At 54.2% G+C, this 19595-nt stretch carries 20 protein-coding genes; 4 read left to right on the top strand and 16 right to left on the bottom strand.

What is annotated here, in order from left to right:
• Positions 1-510 precede the first annotated feature (510 nt).
• The 13 genes from JIN87_RS00700 to pduL all read right to left on the bottom strand — a co-directional run bounded on the left by JIN87_RS00700 (position 511) and on the right by pduL (position 11277).
• On the bottom strand, positions 511-1911 hold the full coding sequence (locus JIN87_RS00700; protein WP_200353574.1) for a Gfo/Idh/MocA family protein: 1401 nt from the start codon (positions 1909-1911) through the stop codon (positions 511-513).
• 433 nt (positions 1912-2344) lie between these two features.
• Entirely contained in the window at positions 2345-3586 is a 1242-nt protein-coding gene (locus tag JIN87_RS00705; RefSeq protein WP_200353575.1) for a zinc-dependent alcohol dehydrogenase, read from the bottom strand.
• Positions 3587-3732: 146 nt separating this feature from the next.
• A complete protein-coding gene (locus JIN87_RS00710) occupies positions 3733-4743 on the bottom strand; it encodes a malate dehydrogenase (RefSeq protein WP_200353576.1) in 1011 nt (336 codons plus the stop codon).
• 122 nt (positions 4744-4865) lie between these two features.
• The gene (locus JIN87_RS00715; protein WP_200353577.1) at positions 4866-6008 is read right to left on the bottom strand and encodes a class II aldolase/adducin family protein; all 1143 of its coding nucleotides are present in this window, start codon (positions 6006-6008) and stop codon (positions 4866-4868) included.
• 37 nt (positions 6009-6045) lie between these two features.
• A complete protein-coding gene (locus JIN87_RS00720; protein WP_200353578.1) occupies positions 6046-6342 on the bottom strand; it encodes a EutN/CcmL family microcompartment protein in 297 nt (98 codons plus the stop codon).
• A complete protein-coding gene (locus JIN87_RS00725) occupies positions 6339-6614 on the bottom strand; it encodes a EutN/CcmL family microcompartment protein (protein ID WP_200353579.1) in 276 nt (91 codons plus the stop codon). Before JIN87_RS00725 ends, JIN87_RS00720 begins: the two co-directional genes overlap by 4 nt.
• Positions 6611-8053 (bottom strand): aldehyde dehydrogenase, encoded by a 1443-nt coding sequence (locus tag JIN87_RS00730; protein ID WP_200353580.1) that lies wholly within the window; start codon positions 8051-8053, stop codon positions 6611-6613. Before JIN87_RS00730 ends, JIN87_RS00725 begins: the two co-directional genes overlap by 4 nt.
• Positions 8053-8367: a EutN/CcmL family microcompartment protein gene (locus JIN87_RS00735; RefSeq protein WP_200353581.1), complete on the bottom strand. Its 315-nt coding sequence runs from the start codon at positions 8365-8367 to the stop codon at positions 8053-8055. Before JIN87_RS00735 ends, JIN87_RS00730 begins: the two co-directional genes overlap by 1 nt.
• Before the next feature lie 12 nt (positions 8368-8379).
• Complete coding sequence (locus tag JIN87_RS00740) at positions 8380-8688, bottom strand: BMC domain-containing protein (RefSeq protein WP_200353582.1); 309 nt, start codon at positions 8686-8688, stop codon at positions 8380-8382.
• Positions 8689-8732: 44 nt separating this feature from the next.
• A complete protein-coding gene (locus tag JIN87_RS00745) occupies positions 8733-9917 on the bottom strand; it encodes an acetate/propionate family kinase (protein WP_200353583.1) in 1185 nt (394 codons plus the stop codon).
• A gap of 41 nt (positions 9918-9958) precedes the next feature.
• Positions 9959-10237: a BMC domain-containing protein gene (locus JIN87_RS00750; protein ID WP_200353584.1), complete on the bottom strand. Its 279-nt coding sequence runs from the start codon at positions 10235-10237 to the stop codon at positions 9959-9961.
• 50 nt (positions 10238-10287) lie between these two features.
• On the bottom strand, positions 10288-10557 hold the full coding sequence (locus JIN87_RS00755; protein ID WP_200353585.1) for a BMC domain-containing protein: 270 nt from the start codon (positions 10555-10557) through the stop codon (positions 10288-10290).
• Between the two features lie 48 nt (positions 10558-10605).
• Positions 10606-11277 carry a phosphate propanoyltransferase gene (pduL, locus tag JIN87_RS00760; RefSeq protein ID WP_200353586.1) on the bottom strand — a complete coding sequence of 224 codons (672 nt, stop codon included), beginning with the start codon at positions 11275-11277 and terminating at the stop codon, positions 10606-10608.
• A gap of 110 nt (positions 11278-11387) precedes the next feature.
• On the opposite strand from pduL, the gene JIN87_RS00765 reads away from it, so the two are divergent.
• From JIN87_RS00765 to JIN87_RS00780, 4 genes are all read left to right on the top strand, one after another.
• Positions 11388-12152: a DeoR/GlpR family DNA-binding transcription regulator gene (locus JIN87_RS00765; protein ID WP_200353587.1), complete on the top strand. Its 765-nt coding sequence runs from the start codon at positions 11388-11390 to the stop codon at positions 12150-12152.
• A 40-nt stretch (positions 12153-12192) separates the two neighbouring features.
• Entirely contained in the window at positions 12193-12948 is a 756-nt protein-coding gene (locus JIN87_RS00770; RefSeq protein WP_200353588.1) for a (Fe-S)-binding protein, read from the top strand.
• Between the two features lie 102 nt (positions 12949-13050).
• A complete protein-coding gene (locus JIN87_RS00775) occupies positions 13051-14451 on the top strand; it encodes a LutB/LldF family L-lactate oxidation iron-sulfur protein (RefSeq protein WP_200353589.1) in 1401 nt (466 codons plus the stop codon).
• A gap of 34 nt (positions 14452-14485) precedes the next feature.
• Positions 14486-15124 (top strand): LutC/YkgG family protein, encoded by a 639-nt coding sequence (locus JIN87_RS00780; RefSeq protein ID WP_200353590.1) that lies wholly within the window; start codon positions 14486-14488, stop codon positions 15122-15124.
• Between the two features lie 4 nt (positions 15125-15128).
• Here JIN87_RS00780 and JIN87_RS00785 read toward each other — a convergent pair whose 3' ends face one another.
• From JIN87_RS00785 to JIN87_RS00795, 3 genes are all read right to left on the bottom strand, one after another.
• Positions 15129-15893 (bottom strand): DUF2334 domain-containing protein, encoded by a 765-nt coding sequence (locus JIN87_RS00785; RefSeq protein WP_200353591.1) that lies wholly within the window; start codon positions 15891-15893, stop codon positions 15129-15131.
• 5 nt (positions 15894-15898) lie between these two features.
• A complete protein-coding gene (locus JIN87_RS00790; protein ID WP_200353592.1) occupies positions 15899-17923 on the bottom strand; it encodes a hypothetical protein in 2025 nt (674 codons plus the stop codon).
• Positions 17924-18133: 210 nt separating this feature from the next.
• Positions 18134-19468 (bottom strand): alpha-L-fucosidase, encoded by a 1335-nt coding sequence (locus tag JIN87_RS00795; protein WP_200353593.1) that lies wholly within the window; start codon positions 19466-19468, stop codon positions 18134-18136.
• Between the last annotated feature and the right edge of the window lie 127 nt (positions 19469-19595).

Genomic DNA, 19595 nt, shown 5'->3' on the forward strand with positions numbered 1-19595 from the left:
GCACCGCGACATCTTGAGGAACCTTGAGTCCCACACGCTCGCAGGATCGAACCACCACCGCGCCACGCGGGGCATGGGCTGCCTAAACAACCAAGGGCGCCTGCTGCGATAAGTGCCTATCATCCAGCTCCTCCTGCCCCCTCGTTCCACTGATTCTTGCCGCCAATACTGCTACTTCCTTGTAGTACACTCACCGATACACCTTTGACCTTCAGAAAACGGCAATATCCGTGCTCAATCTGCTCTGAATACCAAAGTCCTCCTACCCTACAAAACCAATAGCGACGGAATCCCCGGCTCACAAAAAAGCGGTTCATCACCAAGTCCAGTGGATTGCTGCTTGAGGCGAGACTGTTGGGGTTCCCGCTTCAGCGGGCTTATCGGTTCCCTTTGGTGAGAGTTGCCGCCTAAAGGCGGGACGGTTGGGTTCTCTTCCACTGCAAAGGGTCATGAACCAAAAAAGAGCGTTCAGGCTTCAGCCCGAACGCTCGCAAATTAATGTGCGACTAACTAACCGTTGAGAACCCAGCCCTTGCGGTACTCTTTCCGCAGAAGACGATTCGCCTCAGGACTGTTGGTGACTTCCATTTTCTTCGCGTTGTACTCGAGCTTTTTGCCGACATCGAAGGCGACTGAGCCAAGCAGCAACTGCTCGATCATAACACCCGAATAGTCGAAGTTACACGAAGTCTGGAGATCCGTCTTACAGGCATGAGTCCACTCTTCGCTAAAGTTGGCCACCTTTCTCTCACGCACCTTGATCTTAGTCGAATCATAGTAGGACAAGTCCGCAGCCTTTCCGTATGGAATAACAGTGCGGGTTGTGAAGTCTGCGACGATGAATCCCTTCGATCCCTTGAACAAGGCTCCGTGGCCGATTTGACCTAGATCGACGTATTTGAGCGGGTTCTTGGGACGGTTTCCACCTTGGTGCCATGAAACGCGGATCGCTCCTCTCCATTCATTGGCAGGATTGATGCAGCTGGAGCTCATACGAGAGGGAGAAACCTCCGGATTGTAAGGCTCGCCCTCCGCCTGGGCTGAAATCGGATAATCAGCGTCGAGTGGATTGAACGCTAAATCCATGGTATGGCTTCCCATATCGCCGATCTGCCAGTTGCCGAAGTCACGGTACATGTTCCAAGAGAGACAGTTAGAACCTCGTGGCCAGGTCTTCGGATCCGCATTGAAGTAAGAATGCGTTTCCTTGCCTGAACGCCAATCGCGAGCGATGAAATAGTCCTCGCTGAACGGATGCATTGGCGACGGACCAACCCATAGGTCCCAATCGATGAAGTCCGGAGCTGAACCAGTCGCCTTCGGGTAGCTGGTCTTGTTGTGATAACGGTTGCCCCAAGCATGCACATCCTTCAGGTCGCCAATCGCGCCTTCGTGGATCAATTCCCGGATGTACGCGAAATTCGGATCGAAGTGGCGTTGAGTACCACACTGGGTCGCGACCTTGCTCCGGTTCGCGATATAGGTTTCACGAACGAGACGAGCTTCCTCGACACTGTTCGCCAATGGCTTTTCGCCGTAAACATGCAGACCGCGATTCATCGCCCAGATGGAAATGAAAGCGTGGTGGTGGTCGGGCGTACAGACCACGATCGCATCGAGATCCTTTTGATCCAGACACTTACGCCAGTCTTTGTAATGCTTCGCCTTGGGGTATCTCTTGGCAGCCGCACCCAAAGCCCTGGAGTTTACATCGCAGAGAGCGACCACATTCTCCTGGTCCAGCATATTGAAGTGAGCCTGAGCTCTGCCCCAACAACCGATAAGCGCTATGTTCAGCTTATTACCGGGGCGGTTCTTTCCAAACAGGGAACCCGATGGGAGTATGAGCACTCCCGCTCCGGCGACAGCGCTTTTTGACAGAAAACTGCGACGAGAAAGATTATTATTCAAAACGGAAAACTTTCCTTTAATTGAGGTTATTTTTGGGCAGGCGCTCGAAACGCCTGAGGGTTATTATGAGTCGGATTTGAAAGAATGGCCGAGGAGCAACAGCGACTCCGTCTCCGCGATCATTTCAAAACCACCCTTATTCTCTCACAAATCGCCCCGAAAACGTTATCAAATTTTGATCAATCACTAGGCCATCTGTACCAAAATCCTAGATACTGCGACAAAATCGTAAGAATAGGACACATCTGTCCTAAGGAACGAATTCCAAAGCCCCTCATTCTTGGGACCACGTGATGCCCCCAAATTACGAGATTTCCCCTACAGCCAACACGCCCACCAAAGCACCGCAACTAATACTCCCAATTAGAGATGCTCCTCATAAAGTGGGGGTGCACATCACTACACCCCCACCGTCAATAGACAACATACAAAGCTATACTTCGATCATCACCTTCACGCCTTCTTGGCGGAGATTGGTCTGAAAGGCCTCATCGATCTTCTCTAGCGGGAATTTATGCGTGATGATCGATGTAACGGGTAACCCGATTCGCTCCGCCCGTTGCAGGAAGTGATAGGCGTTCGGGTATTCAAAACTGTTATACACCCAGCTGCCCACGAGTGTAATTTCTTTCGCGCAAATGTCGCGGTGCGGGTTAATCGCGCACTCGCCGCCATCGACAAAGTGGCCCACCTCGCAAATACCGCCGCCACGGCGAATCATCTTGTAGAGATTTGCATGAGCGACAGGAACACCCGTGACCTGGAAGCCCCAGTGAGCCCCTAGTCCCTTAGTGAGACTCCTCACCTTGTCCGCGATTTCGTCGGCACTTGCATACTCCTTGTAGTTGATGGTCTCGTCCGCTCCGAGCGACTTCGCCATCGCCAAGCGCCCCGGATTCCCATCGAGGGCAATGATGTTGTTCACGCCATGCGTACGGAGAACCGCAATCATCAGAAGCCCAATCGGGCCACAGCCCTGCACCACGATGCGAGAACGGAAATTCAAACGATTGCCGCCACAGCTCTTCGCTCGCTCAAGAGCATGGCAAACCACCGCCGCCGGCTCGATCAAGCAGCGAAGCTCCACACTCATGTCGTTTACCACGAAGAATGAAGATCCCGGGCGAATGATCAGGTACTCGCCAAAGTAACCATTGAAGTGGTTGTTCGGTTCGTCCGGAAGCAGACCATAGACCTTCAAGTCATCGCTGAGGTTCGCCTTAGCGGGATTGTACTTGGCGATCAGGCAATCCGGAGAGGTCTCCATCAAGCTGGTGACAATCTTATCCCCTACCTTCACCTCCTTGCCGACGCTATCCATCTTGATGTTAGCGCCGACTTGAATGACTTCGCCCGTCCCTTCATGCCCCAGCACGTTCGGAGTAAGTCCAAACGGGTCGGACTTGTAGCAATGCACATCCGTGCCGCAAACACCACAAGCTTCCACCTTCACCAGAATCTCGTCCGGTCCTATTTCGCGTAGCGGAAACTCGCGAATCTCGAGCTTCTTGGGTTCGACAAGAACCGCGGCACGCCCCGATTTCGCACTAGAAGGGACGGCCGCGGCGGAAGCAATTGTTTGAGCAGGAGGCTTTGCCGTAGAACTTCCAGGACCAATCAGTCCCTTGTTTCGAAGCACTTCCTGAACGATTTTAGAAATATCAGTCGTATCCATTTTAAGTTACGTTTCTGGGAGCGTCTTCAATCAGATACTTTAATATATAGCTTAAGAACAGCAGAGCCGCCCCTCCAACGACCCAAACATCAGAGGGACGAGCTCTACTTAGCCCGTTTTACGGGACCAACCTAAGACAAATTTTGTTAGATGCTCAGACCGAGTTCGCCAAAGGCCACCTCACGCTCTTCGAGCAGTTCCGCGTTCGACGCAGCGATCTTTTCCTTCGCGTATTCGGAAAGAGAGATACCTTCTACTACGCGCCACTTGCCTGCACCGTCGACGCGGATCGGAAGCGAAGTGATGATGCCAGCAGGTGTGCCATACTCTCCAGAGGATACAACACAGACGCTGTGGATTTCACCACGGCTTGGGTTTGAAAGATCACGCACGGTATCCACAACAGCGTTTGCAGCAGAAGCGGCCGAGGATGCACCACGTGCTTCGATGATCGCCTTACCGCGTTGCCCCACATCCGGAACAAAAGTATCACGCAACCAAGCTTGGTCAGCGATCACTTCAGTTACCTTCTTACGGCCGATCTTCGCGTTTTCGAAATCTGGATACATTGTTGGGCTGTGGTTGCCCCAGATAGCGAGCTCGGTAACTTCCTTAACGGGAACACCTGCCTTCTGAGCGAGCTGAGTCTTGGCGCGATTCTCGTCAAGACGTGTCATCGCGAAGAACTGCTCGTTTGGAATGTCCGGAGCGCTCTTCATCGCGATTAGGGCATTGGTGTTACATGGGTTGCCAACTACCACAACACGCACACTTGGCTTCGCGTTATCGTTGATCGCCTTACCTTGACCAACAAAAACCTTACCATTGATACCGAGCAGATCCGCACGCTCCATACCTGCCTTGCGCGGTACTGAGCCAACGAGCAGCGCCCAATCAACGTCCTTGAAACCAACGTTCAGATCATCTGTCTGCACTATCTCAGTCACGAGCGGAAATGCGCAGTCGTCGAGCTCCATGGCAACGCCCTTGAGCGCTTTCATGCCTGGCTCGATTTCGATGAGGTTGAGAGCAACAGGCTGGTCCGCTCCGAACATCTGTCCGGAAGCGATACGGAAAAGCAGAGCGTAGCCAATGTTACCGGCAGCTCCTGTTACTGCGACGCGAATGGGTTCTTTCTTGGAGGAAAACGTATTCATAATTTCGAGATTGGTTGGAATTTTTAGAGATGGCTGAGTCGAATCTCTCGCGAGATTCGCTACACTCTCTCGTAGCGTACCGAGCGAAGAGACACGTACAAGTCGCGAGACTTTCGAAACTCCTAGCGGCCTAGTTGGCTTTGGATTTCGGCAGTAATCGTTTTAATCAGATCTTCCGCGTCTGCTGTGCTAGCGGAGTCACTACCACTGCATCCGCAGGAGATGTCACAGGACGCACCATTGTTTGCACTGGTGAAGAAACCGGGGCGGAAGTCGGAGTTATCACAGAGTTCGCACTCCTTCCAGCTTTCACGCTTATCATCCATTCCTAGAGACTTACGGAGCTCGATGAGTGTCTTTGCTTCAGTCGCCTTGATCGGCTCGAGCGGTTTGCCAAGCATCGATGCCACCCAAACAGTCTTACAGTAGGACTCGGTGTTCTCCATCTTCCAGTAAGCGTCCTCGATGTCCTTGCCCCAGCAGATCACACCGTGGTTGATCATGAGCACGGACATGTGATCGATTGCAGCAGTACCCACTTCTTCCGCATTCTCTGGAGAGCCAGGGGTACGGTATTCCGCCATGCCGATCTCGCCGAGGAAAACTTCCGCTTCTGGGATCAAGCATGTTGGTGGCTGGACCTTCGCTACTGCGTAAGCTGTCGCGTGTGGTGGGTGAGCGTGACAGCAGGCCTTTGCCTTGGGCTGACGCTTCATGATCGCCAAGTGAGTCATCGCCTCACTGGTACGCTTCAAACGACCTGCGATCTGATTACCATCAAGATCGATCAAAGCCATGTCGTCCGCCTTCATAAAGCCCTTACAGATAAGAGTTGGCGTACAAAGGACGAGATTGTCCCCAACACGAACAGTCAAGTTACCACCATTACCGTCTGTGTATTCACGCTCCCACATGCGGCGTCCCATATCGGCCATGCGTTGGCGCACCGCGGTGATCTCTGGAGAGAAGTAGAAGGCACGAATTTCATCGCGAGTCTGCGGGTCCTTACCTTCCGTCCATCTGTACTCGTATTCAGGAATCACTGGCACGCCGAAGAGTTCGTGATCAGTCATCGTTGCGTTTCCTACAGGGGCAGCTGAAGCCGCTGCAGGTTTAGCAGCGGAGAACGATGAGACTGGGCTGCTACCCTTTTTGAGAAGGTCCTTCGCCGATGGCGTCAGGATTGTTCCGGCTGGGATATCCGCAGCACCCTTCCCTTGCTTGATGAGAGCTTCGACATCACTTGCTGTGAGTACTTTTTTCATAACAAATTCCGTGTGAGATGTTCTGTGTTCTTAAATTCTATTTCGTACCGAAGAAATTGATACGATCGACGATGAGCGCGCAGTATGAGTCGACTGGCGTACCATATGGAAGAGGAAGCATCGCCTCGCCCCCTTCCGTGAATCCTACGATGTCCCCTACTCCCGCACCGAGCTTGTCGTAAACAACAACGCTGGGTTCGCTTGAGGACTCCTTGCTTTCCGCATCCATGAACTGGGCGCGGCTAAGTGGCTTAACCATCAACCAACGGGCACCCGCTAGGGCGTCCAAGGTTTGGCTGAGCACGACGCGTCCGACTACCTTGCCGAATCTCACGCGTCGCCTCCTTCTAGTTCGTCGACGATGCCCATCGAGATGTTACGCAATGGGGCTTCCTCGTCTTTAACATAAAGCTGTACGGCATCGCCGTCAGCGTTGATCAAAACCTGATCGCCATCACCCGCGCCAAGAAAGTCGGTCGTACCTACGATACGCCCTGTGCCGACGCCTTGGTCATCCAAGACTTCGCACAGGAGCAAACGGGCGCCATCCAAGCCAGGATGGCATACCGCTGCAGTTACGTTTCCGACTACTTGTCCTAAGATCACCGGATGATGTTCAGGTTGTTCACCATCACGCAGCGACGTTTGCGCGTGAAAGTCTGAGTAGTAACGATGCCTTCGCCAGTCGTCGTCGCGATGGAGAAGTTGGAGTAACCATGGCCACCCATTCCGAGACCGGCGATGCTAGCGCCATTCTTAACGAAAAGCGTACAGTCCATCTTCTGGCCCATCTTGGTGAGGTTATCCAAATTCTTGGAGTGCATGATCGCGGAGTGGCGGTAGCCGTGTTCCGACTGGTAGGCCATCTCGATCGCCTCATCGACGTCACGAGCACGGACAACCGGGATCATCGGCATCATCTGCTCTTCCTCGACGAACGGGCAATCACCTGGGCACTCACCGAAGACAACTTCAGTACCGGCTGGAGCGCTTGAACCTGCGACCTTAGCGAGAACAGTTGCGTCCGCGCCAACGTAGTCGCGATTCAATACAGGGTGCGAGCAACCTCCGCCGTCTTCCTTGTAAGTGAACACTTCGCTAGCGAGCTTCTTCACGTTTTCCTTTGGCAGGAAGTGAGCGCCAGCACGCTTGAAGGCTTCGACGAACTGCGAGTAAACCGAGTCGACTACGAAGACTTGTTTCTCACCGATACAGAGCAGGTTGTTGTCGAACCCACCACCGAGGATGATATCGCGAGCCGCCTTATCGAGATCCGCTGTTTCGTCTACTACGACCGGTGGATTCCCAGGACCCGCGCAAATCGCGCGCTTGCCGCTTTGCATCGCTGCATTCACGACCGCTGGACCGCCAGTAACACACATCAAGTCGATTTCCGAAGATGCGCAAAGGTCGTTGAAGGAGTCGAGCGTTGGCTTCTCGATGATCGTCACCAAGTTTGCGATACCCGTCTTGCGATAGATCGCTTCGTTGAAGTAAGCGACCGCATCGGCAGCACAGGCAGCACCACCTGGGTGAGCGTTGAAAACAACACCGTTACCCGCAGCTACCATGCTCACGATGTTACCAGAGATGGTTGGGATGGAGTGAGTGACAGGAGTGATCGCGGCGATGACGCCAAATGGAGCGTATTCCTCCATCATGATCCCGTTGTCACCACTGAGGCTGTACGGGTTGAGCCACTCGATACCTGGAATATCCTTAATACCGTGAAGCTTCGCGATCTTGTGATCGAGGCGACCGATCTGAGTTTCCGCGAACTCGAGCTTACCCCACTCGTCCGCCTTCTCGCTACAAATGCTCTTAACGAGGTCGATGATCTCGACGCGGGTAGCGATGCCCTTCTCGCGCAGCTGGGCTTGGCCCTGTTGAGCGGCTTGAGCGGCTTGCTCCGCGGTATCGAAAACACCCATACGCTTGGAGGATGCAGAAACGATGGCGGGAGCTGCGACGCTGCCATTTACGTTTTCCTCCTTAATCTTGGCGAGCACTTCACTCACCACTGCTGAAATGATCTGCTGATTCATTATTTATTTCCGCTTTGATAGGTCTCTTCGCCCAGCACGCTGACCGAGTCCACAATCCCCACGATCGACGCGTCGACTGGCACAGCCTTCAGGCCTTCGACCTGACGTGCAGAGCTGCCCTGCACGAAGAGGACTACCTCTCCGGTACCAGCCCCGAGCGTATCTATCGCGACGATCGTCTGGCTTCCTTCGATGAAAGCCTTCGGATTGTCGGGATCCGCAAGCAGGGGGCGGAGCATGGCGAGTCGTCGACCGCGAAGAGTTTCCTCTTTCTTAGTCGCCACGACCTGGCCGATTACCTTTGCGACGAACATGGCCTCGCGGTCCTATTTTGAAGTTCGGCGAGCAGGAGCAGCCTTAGCAGGTTTTGGGAGTACCGCAGCGACACCTTCGCTTGGGCGAGCGATCACGTGAGCGCTCAATACTTCGCCAACCGCTTGAGCGGCTTCTACGCCAGACTCGATCGCAGCCTTAACTGCAGCGACGTTGCCCTCGACGGTTACGCTCACCATCGCGCTACCCACGTTCTTGACGGGACCAGCCACCTGTACGTCCGCAGCCTTGAGCATTGCGTCGGTGCCAGAGATGAGAGCGGTAAGACCTTTAGTTTCGAGAATTCCGATTGCCTGTTTCATGATAATAATTGCTTAAGATTTTTTGAGAGTTTCGTGAGATTGATTCACTTGTTGTGAGATAGAAAACGACTGGTCTCGCGAGCGATCACGAGTTCCTCGTTGGCTGGGATCACGTAGACCTTGATCCGGCTGTCTTCCGCGCTGATGCAAGTTTCCTCACCCCGCGTGTTGGCGTTCTTTTCGAGATCGAGCTTGAGCCCGAGATCCTCGAGTCCTTGGCAAACACGTTCGCGTACTCCTGTATCGTTCTCGCCGATACCTGCCGTAAACACGAGAGCGTCGAGACCACCGAGCTGAAACATGTAGGAACCGACGTACTGACGGATTCCATACACGAGACTGTCGAGCGCGAGCTCCGCGTCCTTGTCCCCTGCTTCAACCGCTTCCCAAATGTCGCGCACGTCGTTGCTCTTCCCAGAAAGACCGAGCAAGCCGGACTCCTTGGTAAGCTGACGTTCAACTTCCTCGATGCTCAGTCCGAGCTTCTTCATGACGTAAGTCACCGCCATGGAATCGAGATCGCCGACGCGATTGTTTTGCGGAAGACCGCTTTGCGGGCTGAGGCCCATACTGGTATCGATGGCGACACCGTTCTTGATGCCAGTCACCGAGCTGCTTCCACCCAAATGGCAAGAAACAACACGCAGCGGCTGACCTTCAAACGATTCGTGTCCGCCGACGTAGAGGTTACGCACGCGATCCGCGACATCCTCGCGACCGAGCAATTCCGCAGAACGCTCCGCCACGAACTTGTGGCTCGCGCCGTGGAATCCATTGCGACGCACGCCCGCTTCGTACCAAGCCTTTGGTACCGCGTAACGACGGCTCGCAGCAGAAGCCCACTGGTAGAATGCAGTTTCGTACAGAGCGACGAGCTGCGCCTTGGGCATCTCTTTCGCAAACTGTTCGATTCCGTTCGCATACGCCGGATTGTGAGCAGGAGCGAGTTCCGCAGAGGCGCGAAGGTCGGCCACTACACTTTCGTCCGCTGCCACGCAGCCAGTCTTCTCAAAGCCGAGAACAGTCTTGAAGCCAACCGCATCGATGGAGTCTACCGAGTCGATGTGCCCTTCCGCCTGCATGGAGGAAAGCGCGTCACGAATAGTCGCTCCATAATCGGTCACGCGCTCGTATCCACCGCGAGCAACGAGCGAGAGCGAACTCTCATCGCCGTTGTACAGCGAGTACTTGAACGAGGTTGAACCTAGGTTAGCTACTAGAATCTTCACGCGAAATGAGGAGAGGATTAATCGTATCTACGAACTGGTTACTAACCAATGAAGCTACCGAGCTTGCCGAGATCTTCGTGAGGACGAGCGATCACTTGTACGGATACAACTTCGCCGATACGGGAAGCCGCTTCCGCGCCTGCGTCTACCGCTGCCTTGATGGAAGCGACGTCGCCAGTAAAGATGCCGCAAGCGAGACCGCTGCCAACCTTCTGCCAGCCCGTCATCTTGACGTCTGCAGACTTAAGAGCGACATCCGCCGCTTCGATAAGAGCAACGAGGCCCTTTGTTTCGATCATTCCGAGTGCTTGTGAAGCCATGTGTATAATTCTCTTTTTAAAAGGTTATCTGAAAACCGCGTTGGCCGAGACTAGAAGTCGAACTGCTTGAGCAGATCGCCGTGAGGACGCGCGATGATGTTAGAGCTAACGAGCTCTCCTACTCGGCTGGCCGCTTCCGCGCCTGCCTCAACTGCAGCCTTAACGCTGCCAACATCGCCCTTGACGATGACTGTCAGAAAACCAGCGCCGATTTGCACCTGCTTAACGATTTCTACGCCAGCAGCCTTAGCCATTGCGTCGCTTGCTTCGACACTACCGACGAAGCCCTTGGTTTCTATGGTTCCGATTGATTCACTCATGATTTTATGGGTTAATTTTTCGTAGTTATAAACTGATTACAGATTGGATTAGCTTTTCTTGAGTTCGCAGGGAGTGTTCTCGCTCAAACCGCAGGCATTGCCTTCATCGGTGTCGAGGTGTACCTCCAACTTAAAGTCTGGGTGAACGCGCACAAAAACGCGGTCGAAGGTCAGACCACATTCGCCATGCACCTTGAGCTGCATGAAATCCTTGTCCTTCACGCCGTAGTGCTCCGCGTCTTCCGGAGACATGTGCACGTGGATCGCGGCACGGATCACACCTTCATCGAGCTTGAGGTAGCCTTTTGGCCCCATCAACATGCAGCCTGGCGTGCCAGCGATGTCGCCCGAGTTGCGGACCGGCACATCAAAACCGAGGGCACGCGCATCAGTGTAGGCGATTTCGACTTGGTTGAAATCGCGACAAGGACCGAGGATACGAAGGTTGGAAATGATGCGGCTGCGAGGACCGATCAGCGTCACTGCCTCCTCCGCTGCATACTGGCCATCTTGATAAAGCCACTTCTTAGGAGTGAGCTGGTGGCCCTTACCAAAGAGAATCTCAACCGCTTCCTGCGTCAGGTGGCAGTGGCGAGCGCTGATGTTAACCAGCAGTTTATTGGGAGCAGACGAAGCCTTGGACCCGTCCAATCCCAGCTGGCGATAGACGCTTTGCCGGACAAGATCCTCGATTGATTTAGAAATTTGGGTACTTTGCATGCTGAAAAAGTGGGAACCGATGTGGTTTTATCTTTGGTTTTGTTGCTTTTTCTTTGACGAATCAATCATTAAATCCAAATTAACCAACATAATCACAGATTTTTCCACAAATGATCGCCGCAACTAGACACCAAGCAATCCTCGACCAGATAGAAAAAGAAGGCGGTGTACGCACGGTTGAGCTCGCTCAGCAGCTCAATGTAACCGACGAAACGATCCGCCGCGATCTGGAGAAACTGGAAAAGGAAGATCGCCTCCGCCGTACTCACGGCGGGGCTGTCGCGGCGCAGCAATTAATAAAGGACCGCTCGTTTGAAGAACGCAGCATCCAGAACATAGAACCGAAGCAGCTCATATCCAAGGCTGCCGCTCAGCTGGTAAACCCGGGCGACCGTATATTCATAGACGCCAGCTCCACCGCTCTCCAGCTGGCTACGCACCCGCAGGCACTCTCCGGAACGACCGTGATTACCAACTCTGCATTGGTACTCAGCGAGTTATCTGGATATCCGGAGATTGAAGTTATCCTCTCCGGGGGCGTTCTCGACCGCCAATCACACTCCTTTATCGGGCCAGCTGCCATCGCCACACTCCGCCGCTACCGTATCGACAAAGCCTTCTTTTCAGGCAACGGCATCGACGAAATCCGCGGAGTCAGCGAGGTCAACGAAGCCCAAGCCCACATCAAGGACTTCGTAATCCCCCGTTGCGCCAACGCCATCCTGCTGGCCGATCCCAGCAAGCTCGGTGCGGCTTCCGACTACTTCTTCGCCCAGTGCGATCAGATCAACACCTTCGTGACCACCAGCGAAGCAGAGCACCCTCTGCTCCATAGCCTGGAAGAACAAGGCACCCAAATCATTTACGCCGAATAGGCTATTCTTCGAAAACCACACAAAACACAGATTTCCCAACATGCTAGCAACCGATCGCGTCACCGGCACTCAAGTGCAGCTCATGATGACCTGCCTCTGCGACACTTTCTTCGACAGCGTCGCACAGGCCACCGTTGAGGTCCTCGAACATGTTGGATGCACCGTCGAGGTGCCCGAAGCTCAAACCTGCTGCGGCCAGCCAGCCTTCAATTCAGGCGATTGGGACTCCACTCGTAAAGTGGCTCGCCACACCTGCCGGACCTTCGACTCCAGCAAGCCAACCATCCTCCCCTCCGGCTCTTGCTCACACATGATCTCCCACGGCTACGACTTGGCTTTCGAAAAAGAGGACGATCTCTCGACCGCTCAGACCTTCGCCAAAAGCTCATGGGAACTTTGCGACTTTCTCGTCAATGGCCTCGGCATCGAGAGCTGGCCAGGTCGCTTCGACGCAAAAATCTCCCTCCACCGCTCCTGCCACACCCGCGGCACCCAAACCTACCAATCCGCAGTGAAACTCCTCTCCTCCATCGAAGGGGTGGAGCTCATCGAGTTCGACGAGTCCGAACAATGTTGCGGATTCGGCGGCACCTTCTCAGTTGCCTACCCCAACACCTCGGTCTCCATGGGTAAGCTCAAAATCGAGAAACTCACCGCCGACAAGCCCGACATCGTCGGAGCCGTCGACATGGCCTGCATGATGCACCTTTCCGGCATCGCCAACAAACAAGGCCGTCAGTTCAACAAACTGCACGTCTCCGAAATCCTAATGAAAGCCCTGCGCAACGCGAAGTAGGCAGATCGCCTTGAGGTAGGGCTGCATCGCCGAGGCAGCCGCAGAGCCCAGATCAAAATTTCACCACGGCGGTCTCGGCGAGACCGCCCTACCACTCTCCCAATGAAGACCAAACAACCCATCGACGCTTTTGCTCGCGACCTCCCTCCCGAAATCCGCGAATCTGTCTACGTCGGCAGCAAGGCTAAATACGATAAGCGACTCGACTCGCTCACTCAGAGTTTCGCCGCACCGGACGACATCCGAAAGCTCGCCGGACAGATAAAGCAGCACACGCTCGAGAATCTCCCGGAATACTTAGGCAGCGCCATCGAAAAGCTCGAAGGCAACGGAGCGAAAGTCCACTACGCCAAAACCGGCGACGACGCCAACCAGATCATCCTCGACATCATGCGCAGCGTGAACGCGACCAAGCTCATCAAATCCAAGAGCATGGTCAGCGAGGAGATCCACCTGAACAAGTTCCTCGAAAAAAACGGCTGCGAGAGTATCGAGAGCGACTTGGGAGAGTTCATTGTCCAGCTCGATGACGATATGCCCTCTCACATCGTCACGCCGATCGTTCATAAAAACCGTAAGCAAATCGCCAATACCTTCGAGAAGGCAGGCCTCGGCGACTACAACGACGATCCGCAAACCATCACCCGCCGAGCTCGCTCTTTCCTTCGCAACAAATACATCGAAGCAGAAGTCGGTCTCACCGGCGGCAACTTCGTATCCGCAGAAACCGGACGCATCGCCCTCGTCACCAACGAAGGCAACGCCCGTTTCTGCATCTCAGCCAACAAGACTCACATTGCCCTCATCGGCATCGAGAAGGTAGTCCCCCGCGACAAGGATCTCGCCGTCCTGCTGAACCTCCTCGCCCGCTCCGCCACCGGCCAGCAGCTCACCGTCTACACGCAGTTCATCAACGGCCCAAAATCCGAGGCGCAACCGGACGGCCCTGAGAACATGCACGTCATCTTCCTCGACAACGAGCGCAGCAATATCCTCGGCAGCGAATTTAAAGAGATCCTCCGCTGTATCCGCTGCGGTGCCTGCCTCAACGTCTGCCCGATCTACCGCCAGTCCAGCGGCCACGCCTACCGTGCCGTTTACCCAGGTCCAGTCGGAGCTGTCCTCAGTCCACTTCTCGCGGGCAAGCGGTATCCAGAATATGCAGACCTTCCCAAAGCCTCTAGTCTTTGCGGTGCGTGCAACGAAGTCTGCCCAGTCGACATTCCCCTTCCCGAGCTCCTACTCCGCCACCGAAACAAAGCAAAACGGGAAGGCATCAAAAAGGCCTCCGCTGGCACGCCATCCATGGCCGGTTGGTCCGTACTCTGCAGCACCCCGGCCATGTGGAAAACCTCCCTCCGCGCTGGTAAAGCGATGGACTACATCTCGCTCAACCTAATCCCCGTACCCGCAGTGCAAGCGTGGGCCAAGGAACGCAGCCTCCCCCCATTCCGAGGAGGCAAATTCCGCAAATGGTTCAAGGACCGCCAGAAGAACAAGTAAGCGAAGCAGAGAAACCGCCCCACTACGAAACGCCATGAACAAGAGCGAATTTTTCAAACCGATAGAAGACGCCGTCAACCTCATCCCCGACAGCAAACGGACTCCACTTCCCGACTGGGATCTCGAAACGATCCGCACCACCCAAATGCCGAGCGACACCGATCGCGATGCGCTTTGGGACGCATTTAAAACACGCTTCGACCTAGTGCACGGCAAGTGCACCGAGGGACGTGCTGACCTACTCAGCCTCCTGAAAGAAGAATCGGTCACCGCTGGATACGTAGCCCCGGAACTGAAGGCGGATCTAAAACCTTGGCTCCAACAATCTGGAATCGAGATCCACACCAGCCTCGACGATTCCCAAATCGACACCTACGAATTCGGCATCACGCGTGCCGCCGGAGTCATCGCGGAAACCGGCACCATCATCCTCAAGGATCAATCAACTTCCAGCCGCCTTGGAGCCCTCTCGCCTTGGATACACATCGCAGTCCTCCCAGACGACGCCCCCATCTACCCTACACTCTTCGACGCGATGAACGACCTTGGAAATGATCCCTACATCGTCTTCGCCACAGGACCGTCCAAGACAGCCGACGTGGAAGGCATCCTCATCGAAGGCGTACACGGTCCCGGCATCCAGATCTGCAGCCGGATGAAGTCACGCCACTAGCCCACTACTCAGTCATCGCCAAGAATTCACTCGGCAGAACGAATACCCACCCCTCTGCCAGCATAAACTCGACGATCTTGGCGTACTCTTCCAGCCCGCCGTCCTCAAAATAGAGCGGGTGGAATTGTAGGGCCGTAAGCGTGACGTCTCTTTTCTTCGATGCGTATTCAGATTTAAACGCCTCGAAGTTCGGCTTACCTGTTCCATCGAGTTCGCCTTTAAACCGCATCGGAAGAATAGCCTTACCCGCTTTACCCTCCAGCCTGTAGCTAAAGAGCAATCGAACATCCTCATTCTCGCTCAGGACACGTTCGGTATCTGCATCAAAAGCGTTGTAAGGCGAACCAAAAGCAATGGAAGGAACGCCTAACACCCTAGCCATCATTGCCTGGGAATCCTCGAAATGCCTCTTCTGATGCGCATACCCCGAACCGCCGAACTCGCTTAATCTGTCACCATTCTCCGACTCCCAACGCTGGTGGTCCCATCCATGATTCCAGAATTCAACATATCCAGACGATTGATACCCCTTCAACCATTCGTGGTACCCCTCACCTTCAGCCTCAAGGGAGTTACAAATAACTCCCGCCGATACACGAATCCCCAGCTCCTTCGAGACGGCAAAGAAGGCATCCCATTTATTGGATACACCACGAACGTCGTCAGCCTTAACAATAGCTATCTTGCGCACACCATCCTCAGCTATCGCAACATCGCCCCACAAGCAGGCCACAAACAAAAGAACGCCCAATAACCCCTTAATTTTCATTCCACCTAATAATCAGACACTCTGAGCCTAAAAAAGCCTGCCACCCCATTTCCCTCGGAAATAAACCAGCTCCGCTTTCGTACTCCTATTTCAACTACATCATCCGACAAGACCGGATATCCGACTTCTTCAATCGGCCTCCAAACACCGAGATCATCGCTTTGCTCAAGCACGACACCTGCAGACCTCAAGCCTAGCCGAGACTGTACATTAAGAGCCAAGCCGAACTCCGAATTCATCCATATGGACTCAAGACGAATGGGATGTCCCCCTACGAGATCGACGCCACCGAGATAAGCCTCCCTCGCCACAATTCCACTACTTGAGTAAGACACATTCCCGTGCTCAAAATCGTACTCCTCCAGCCACTGCGGCAACGACAGCGAATACGAGGTTGCATCGGCCTCACTCAAAGCCCCCAACCCCTTCCAGGCTTCTAAAGCGCCCCAAATGTCTCCCTTGAGTTGCCTCCAATCAACCACAGTCAACACCGCATCCCAACCGAGGCGATCGCGTAGCTGAGAGAGATACAGGCTCCTTGGAGCTACATGCGGATCACCCGCTTCGATATGCCCACTCGGCTCCTCCGGCCCCCATGATCCGTCGCGTTGTTCCCCATCAAAACCGAAGCTAAAGTTCATCGCGGATGGCGGAGCATCGCAAACGAAGTCAGGAGCTTTGCAGTTCCAGAAAACAATCTGAGCCCCCGACCATCCATGCCCTGAGCCAGAGTCCTTCCGATTCTCCACCCGCATCCCGTATCCATTTGCCTGAACGTTGTCGAATAACACACCCGTAGCATAGCGGTGATGTGGTCCGGGATCCGAAGTGTTTGAATCGATATAAAAGTCAAGAAACACGTTCGGTCCTGGCACCCGACTTCCCGTTACCACGTCATGCCGCCCTCCTCTGGTATAGCATCTCTGAAAGAGATTAAAGGACGACCCCTGCTCCAGATAAAACGAATAGCGTCTTCCCCCGGTCACCTGCGACTTGGGATCGAGAGCGGCGCACTCTTGCACCGTGCAAAAAAACGATCCTCTCACCGCGACACAACTGTAACCAAAATGTCGAGACGTCACATTCTTCACCCAACAGTTCTCCGCTTGATCCAGCAACACAGCCACCCAACCATGCTCCTCGTCCTCGTCGCTCGCGTAAGACGAAGTGATAACCATATTCTCCACGCCACAAGAGCGAACGCGCCTCACCGGATCTATCGTCCTTACAAAGCCGCCCCCATACTCCGTGCGGATAGGCTGAACCATGGGAGAGTCAAGAACGAGCCGATCCCCATCGATCTCCACAATGGTTCGCTCATAAGCGATCTCGTACCCGTCCGCCGTCCAACCATATTGCCCTGTTCCCAGCGTATCGATCCAATGCTGATTGGGCGTCATCACCACCTGGATACGCTGCCCCACCTGAAACGAACCGCCACCCTCAACACGAAAATCGTAGTCCCCCGTTCCCACATACCCGTCAAGCACCGCATGCGACGGTCCCAGCTCCAGATCCGAGCTTCCTGCTATTTTGATAAAGTCATGCTTCTCCGCAAGCGTCGCAACCAATTCAGTCCCGCCGTTTTCCGCCAAGTCCTGCCCCTCTCCCATCAAAACAATTCCATCCGCACCAACGACCAACGATCCCTCCACAAAGTGCTTTCCCGCCTTCAACAGTACAGCCCCCCTAAAGCCGTCCTCACCCACCGGCAAAGCCGCCACGCTATCGATCGCGGCCTGGATCAGCTCTCGCTGGTCCGACTCGGATGCTTCAATCTCCTCCCTCACCACCAGTCCACTAGGCAGGCTAATCCCGCCTCCCCGATACCCACTTCGAGAAAAGTCCGGGATCCGATTCCTCGCCTCCGTCTCCCCGCGATTCGCATAAACACCATATCGCAATGCCCCGTCTTCGCCTTCCGAAACCAGTGGAGCCTGTCCTTGAAGCGAAGACCAGCAGGCGTAAAGAGCGCTCAAGCAGAACAACAACAAGCGAAAGGCTAGCGAAATTCCTCGGGAATAAGTCATGACGTTTGGGGGAGATGTTTCACCGAGCTAGATGGGAGCCAGAACTCGGAAACCAGTCCGCGAAGGACCGAGCGTCACGGGTATCCCCTTTTCGCACAGAAGGGTCAATAAGAAAACTTATAACTATAATCCCAACTATTCATATTATGAACTCAGCCCAACAACGGACGCCAATCTCAAAACGACTCCTCCCTCAACGCTGCCTCGACGCTAATCGACTCGAATTCGAGCCACGCGGATGATCATGTTCACGCCGTATGCGTATCCACTAAACGATACATCTAGCTGCTCCCCATCTTGCTCGAACTCCAAGGACTCGCCGTTATCAAGCCATTCAACGGATGTCGCAGCGGACAGAAAACCGGTAGCGCTTCGCTTCCCAGGCCCCACTTTTCCTTGGACCGTCACATTTTTACTCCCCCTACGCGAGAGGTTGTAAACATACCAATAGTAGTGACCGTCCTTGCCTTTCACAATGAAGTCATCGCCGTCAACGTGAGCGGAGTAAGGACGCACCTTGTACAGCGCATCCGCGTAAGTCTCGGTCCACCGGCCAACCGTCCTAAGCGTCGCCGACTCCATTTCGCCAATGGCCCCCTGCCCCTCAGGTCCAATGTTCAAAAGATAATTGACCCCCAGCCTCCTGCAATTGGCCAGACTATAGATGATCTCCTTCGGGGACTTGTAGTTCAGGTCGTCCTTACCTATCCCCCAATGGTTGTTCATGGTGTGGCACTGCTCACCCGCAAAATACTTGTCGTATCCACTACGATCGATCGGCTTAGCCGCCTGATTCTCGAAGGTGACCGAATCAACCTCTCGATGCGACAGTTTGCCAGCATGGTGTATCCCGGAATTGTTTACGATAATCGCATTTGGCTGATGCTTGCGGATGATCCCGTAAAGGCGATCATGCTTCCAGTCAGACTCCTTGCGACTCCAGTCACCATCGAGCCAAACCCCGCCAATCTTCCCGTAGTTCGTACAGATGATCTCAATCGAAGCATGCAGGTAGTCCAAATACTCATTGAACTCCTCCTCGCTCAGCTGATCCGTCCGCTTGCCCTTCCAACGCCAATCCAGAGTCGTATGATAGAGAAACGGAACAATTCCCTCCGCACGACAAGCCTCTACGAATTCCTTGATCAAGTCACGCTGGGCCGCGGAATGCGGAGCATCGTAGTCATTCAATCCCTTCGTATCATAAAGCGAAAAACCGTCGTGATGCCTAGAGGTTAAGGTGATGTATTTCACGCCCACCGCCTTCGCGAATCTAGCATACTCCCTCGCGTCAAAGTCCTCCGCAGTAAACGTATCTGCCAGCGGCTCGTACTCCTCCAAAGGAATCTCCCGAAGTTTCAGAGCCCACTCCCCTTGTCCGAGCTGCGAGTAAAGCCCCCAGTGGACAAACATTCCAAACCCAAGATCCTCGAACGCTGCAATCCGCGGTTCTGGTACAGGCTCACTCGAAGCTTCCGCTCGAGAATCAAGGAATGCGTGAACAGTGAGAACAAAAAGAAACACAAAGGGGGTAAGGTTCTTCATAGCGATCATTGGGGTTGCGGGTGTTAACTTAAATGCCCCCCGAAGCTACCCATTCTTCGGAAGTCCTCAAACATATATGATACCGTGTCTTTCCAAGAGACTGTCCAATAGTTGTGGACGCGTGCTT

The sequence above is a fragment of the Pelagicoccus mobilis genome, from assembly GCF_016595505.1.
In the GTDB taxonomy this organism is placed as follows: Bacteria; Verrucomicrobiota; Verrucomicrobiia; order Opitutales; family Opitutaceae; genus Pelagicoccus; species Pelagicoccus mobilis.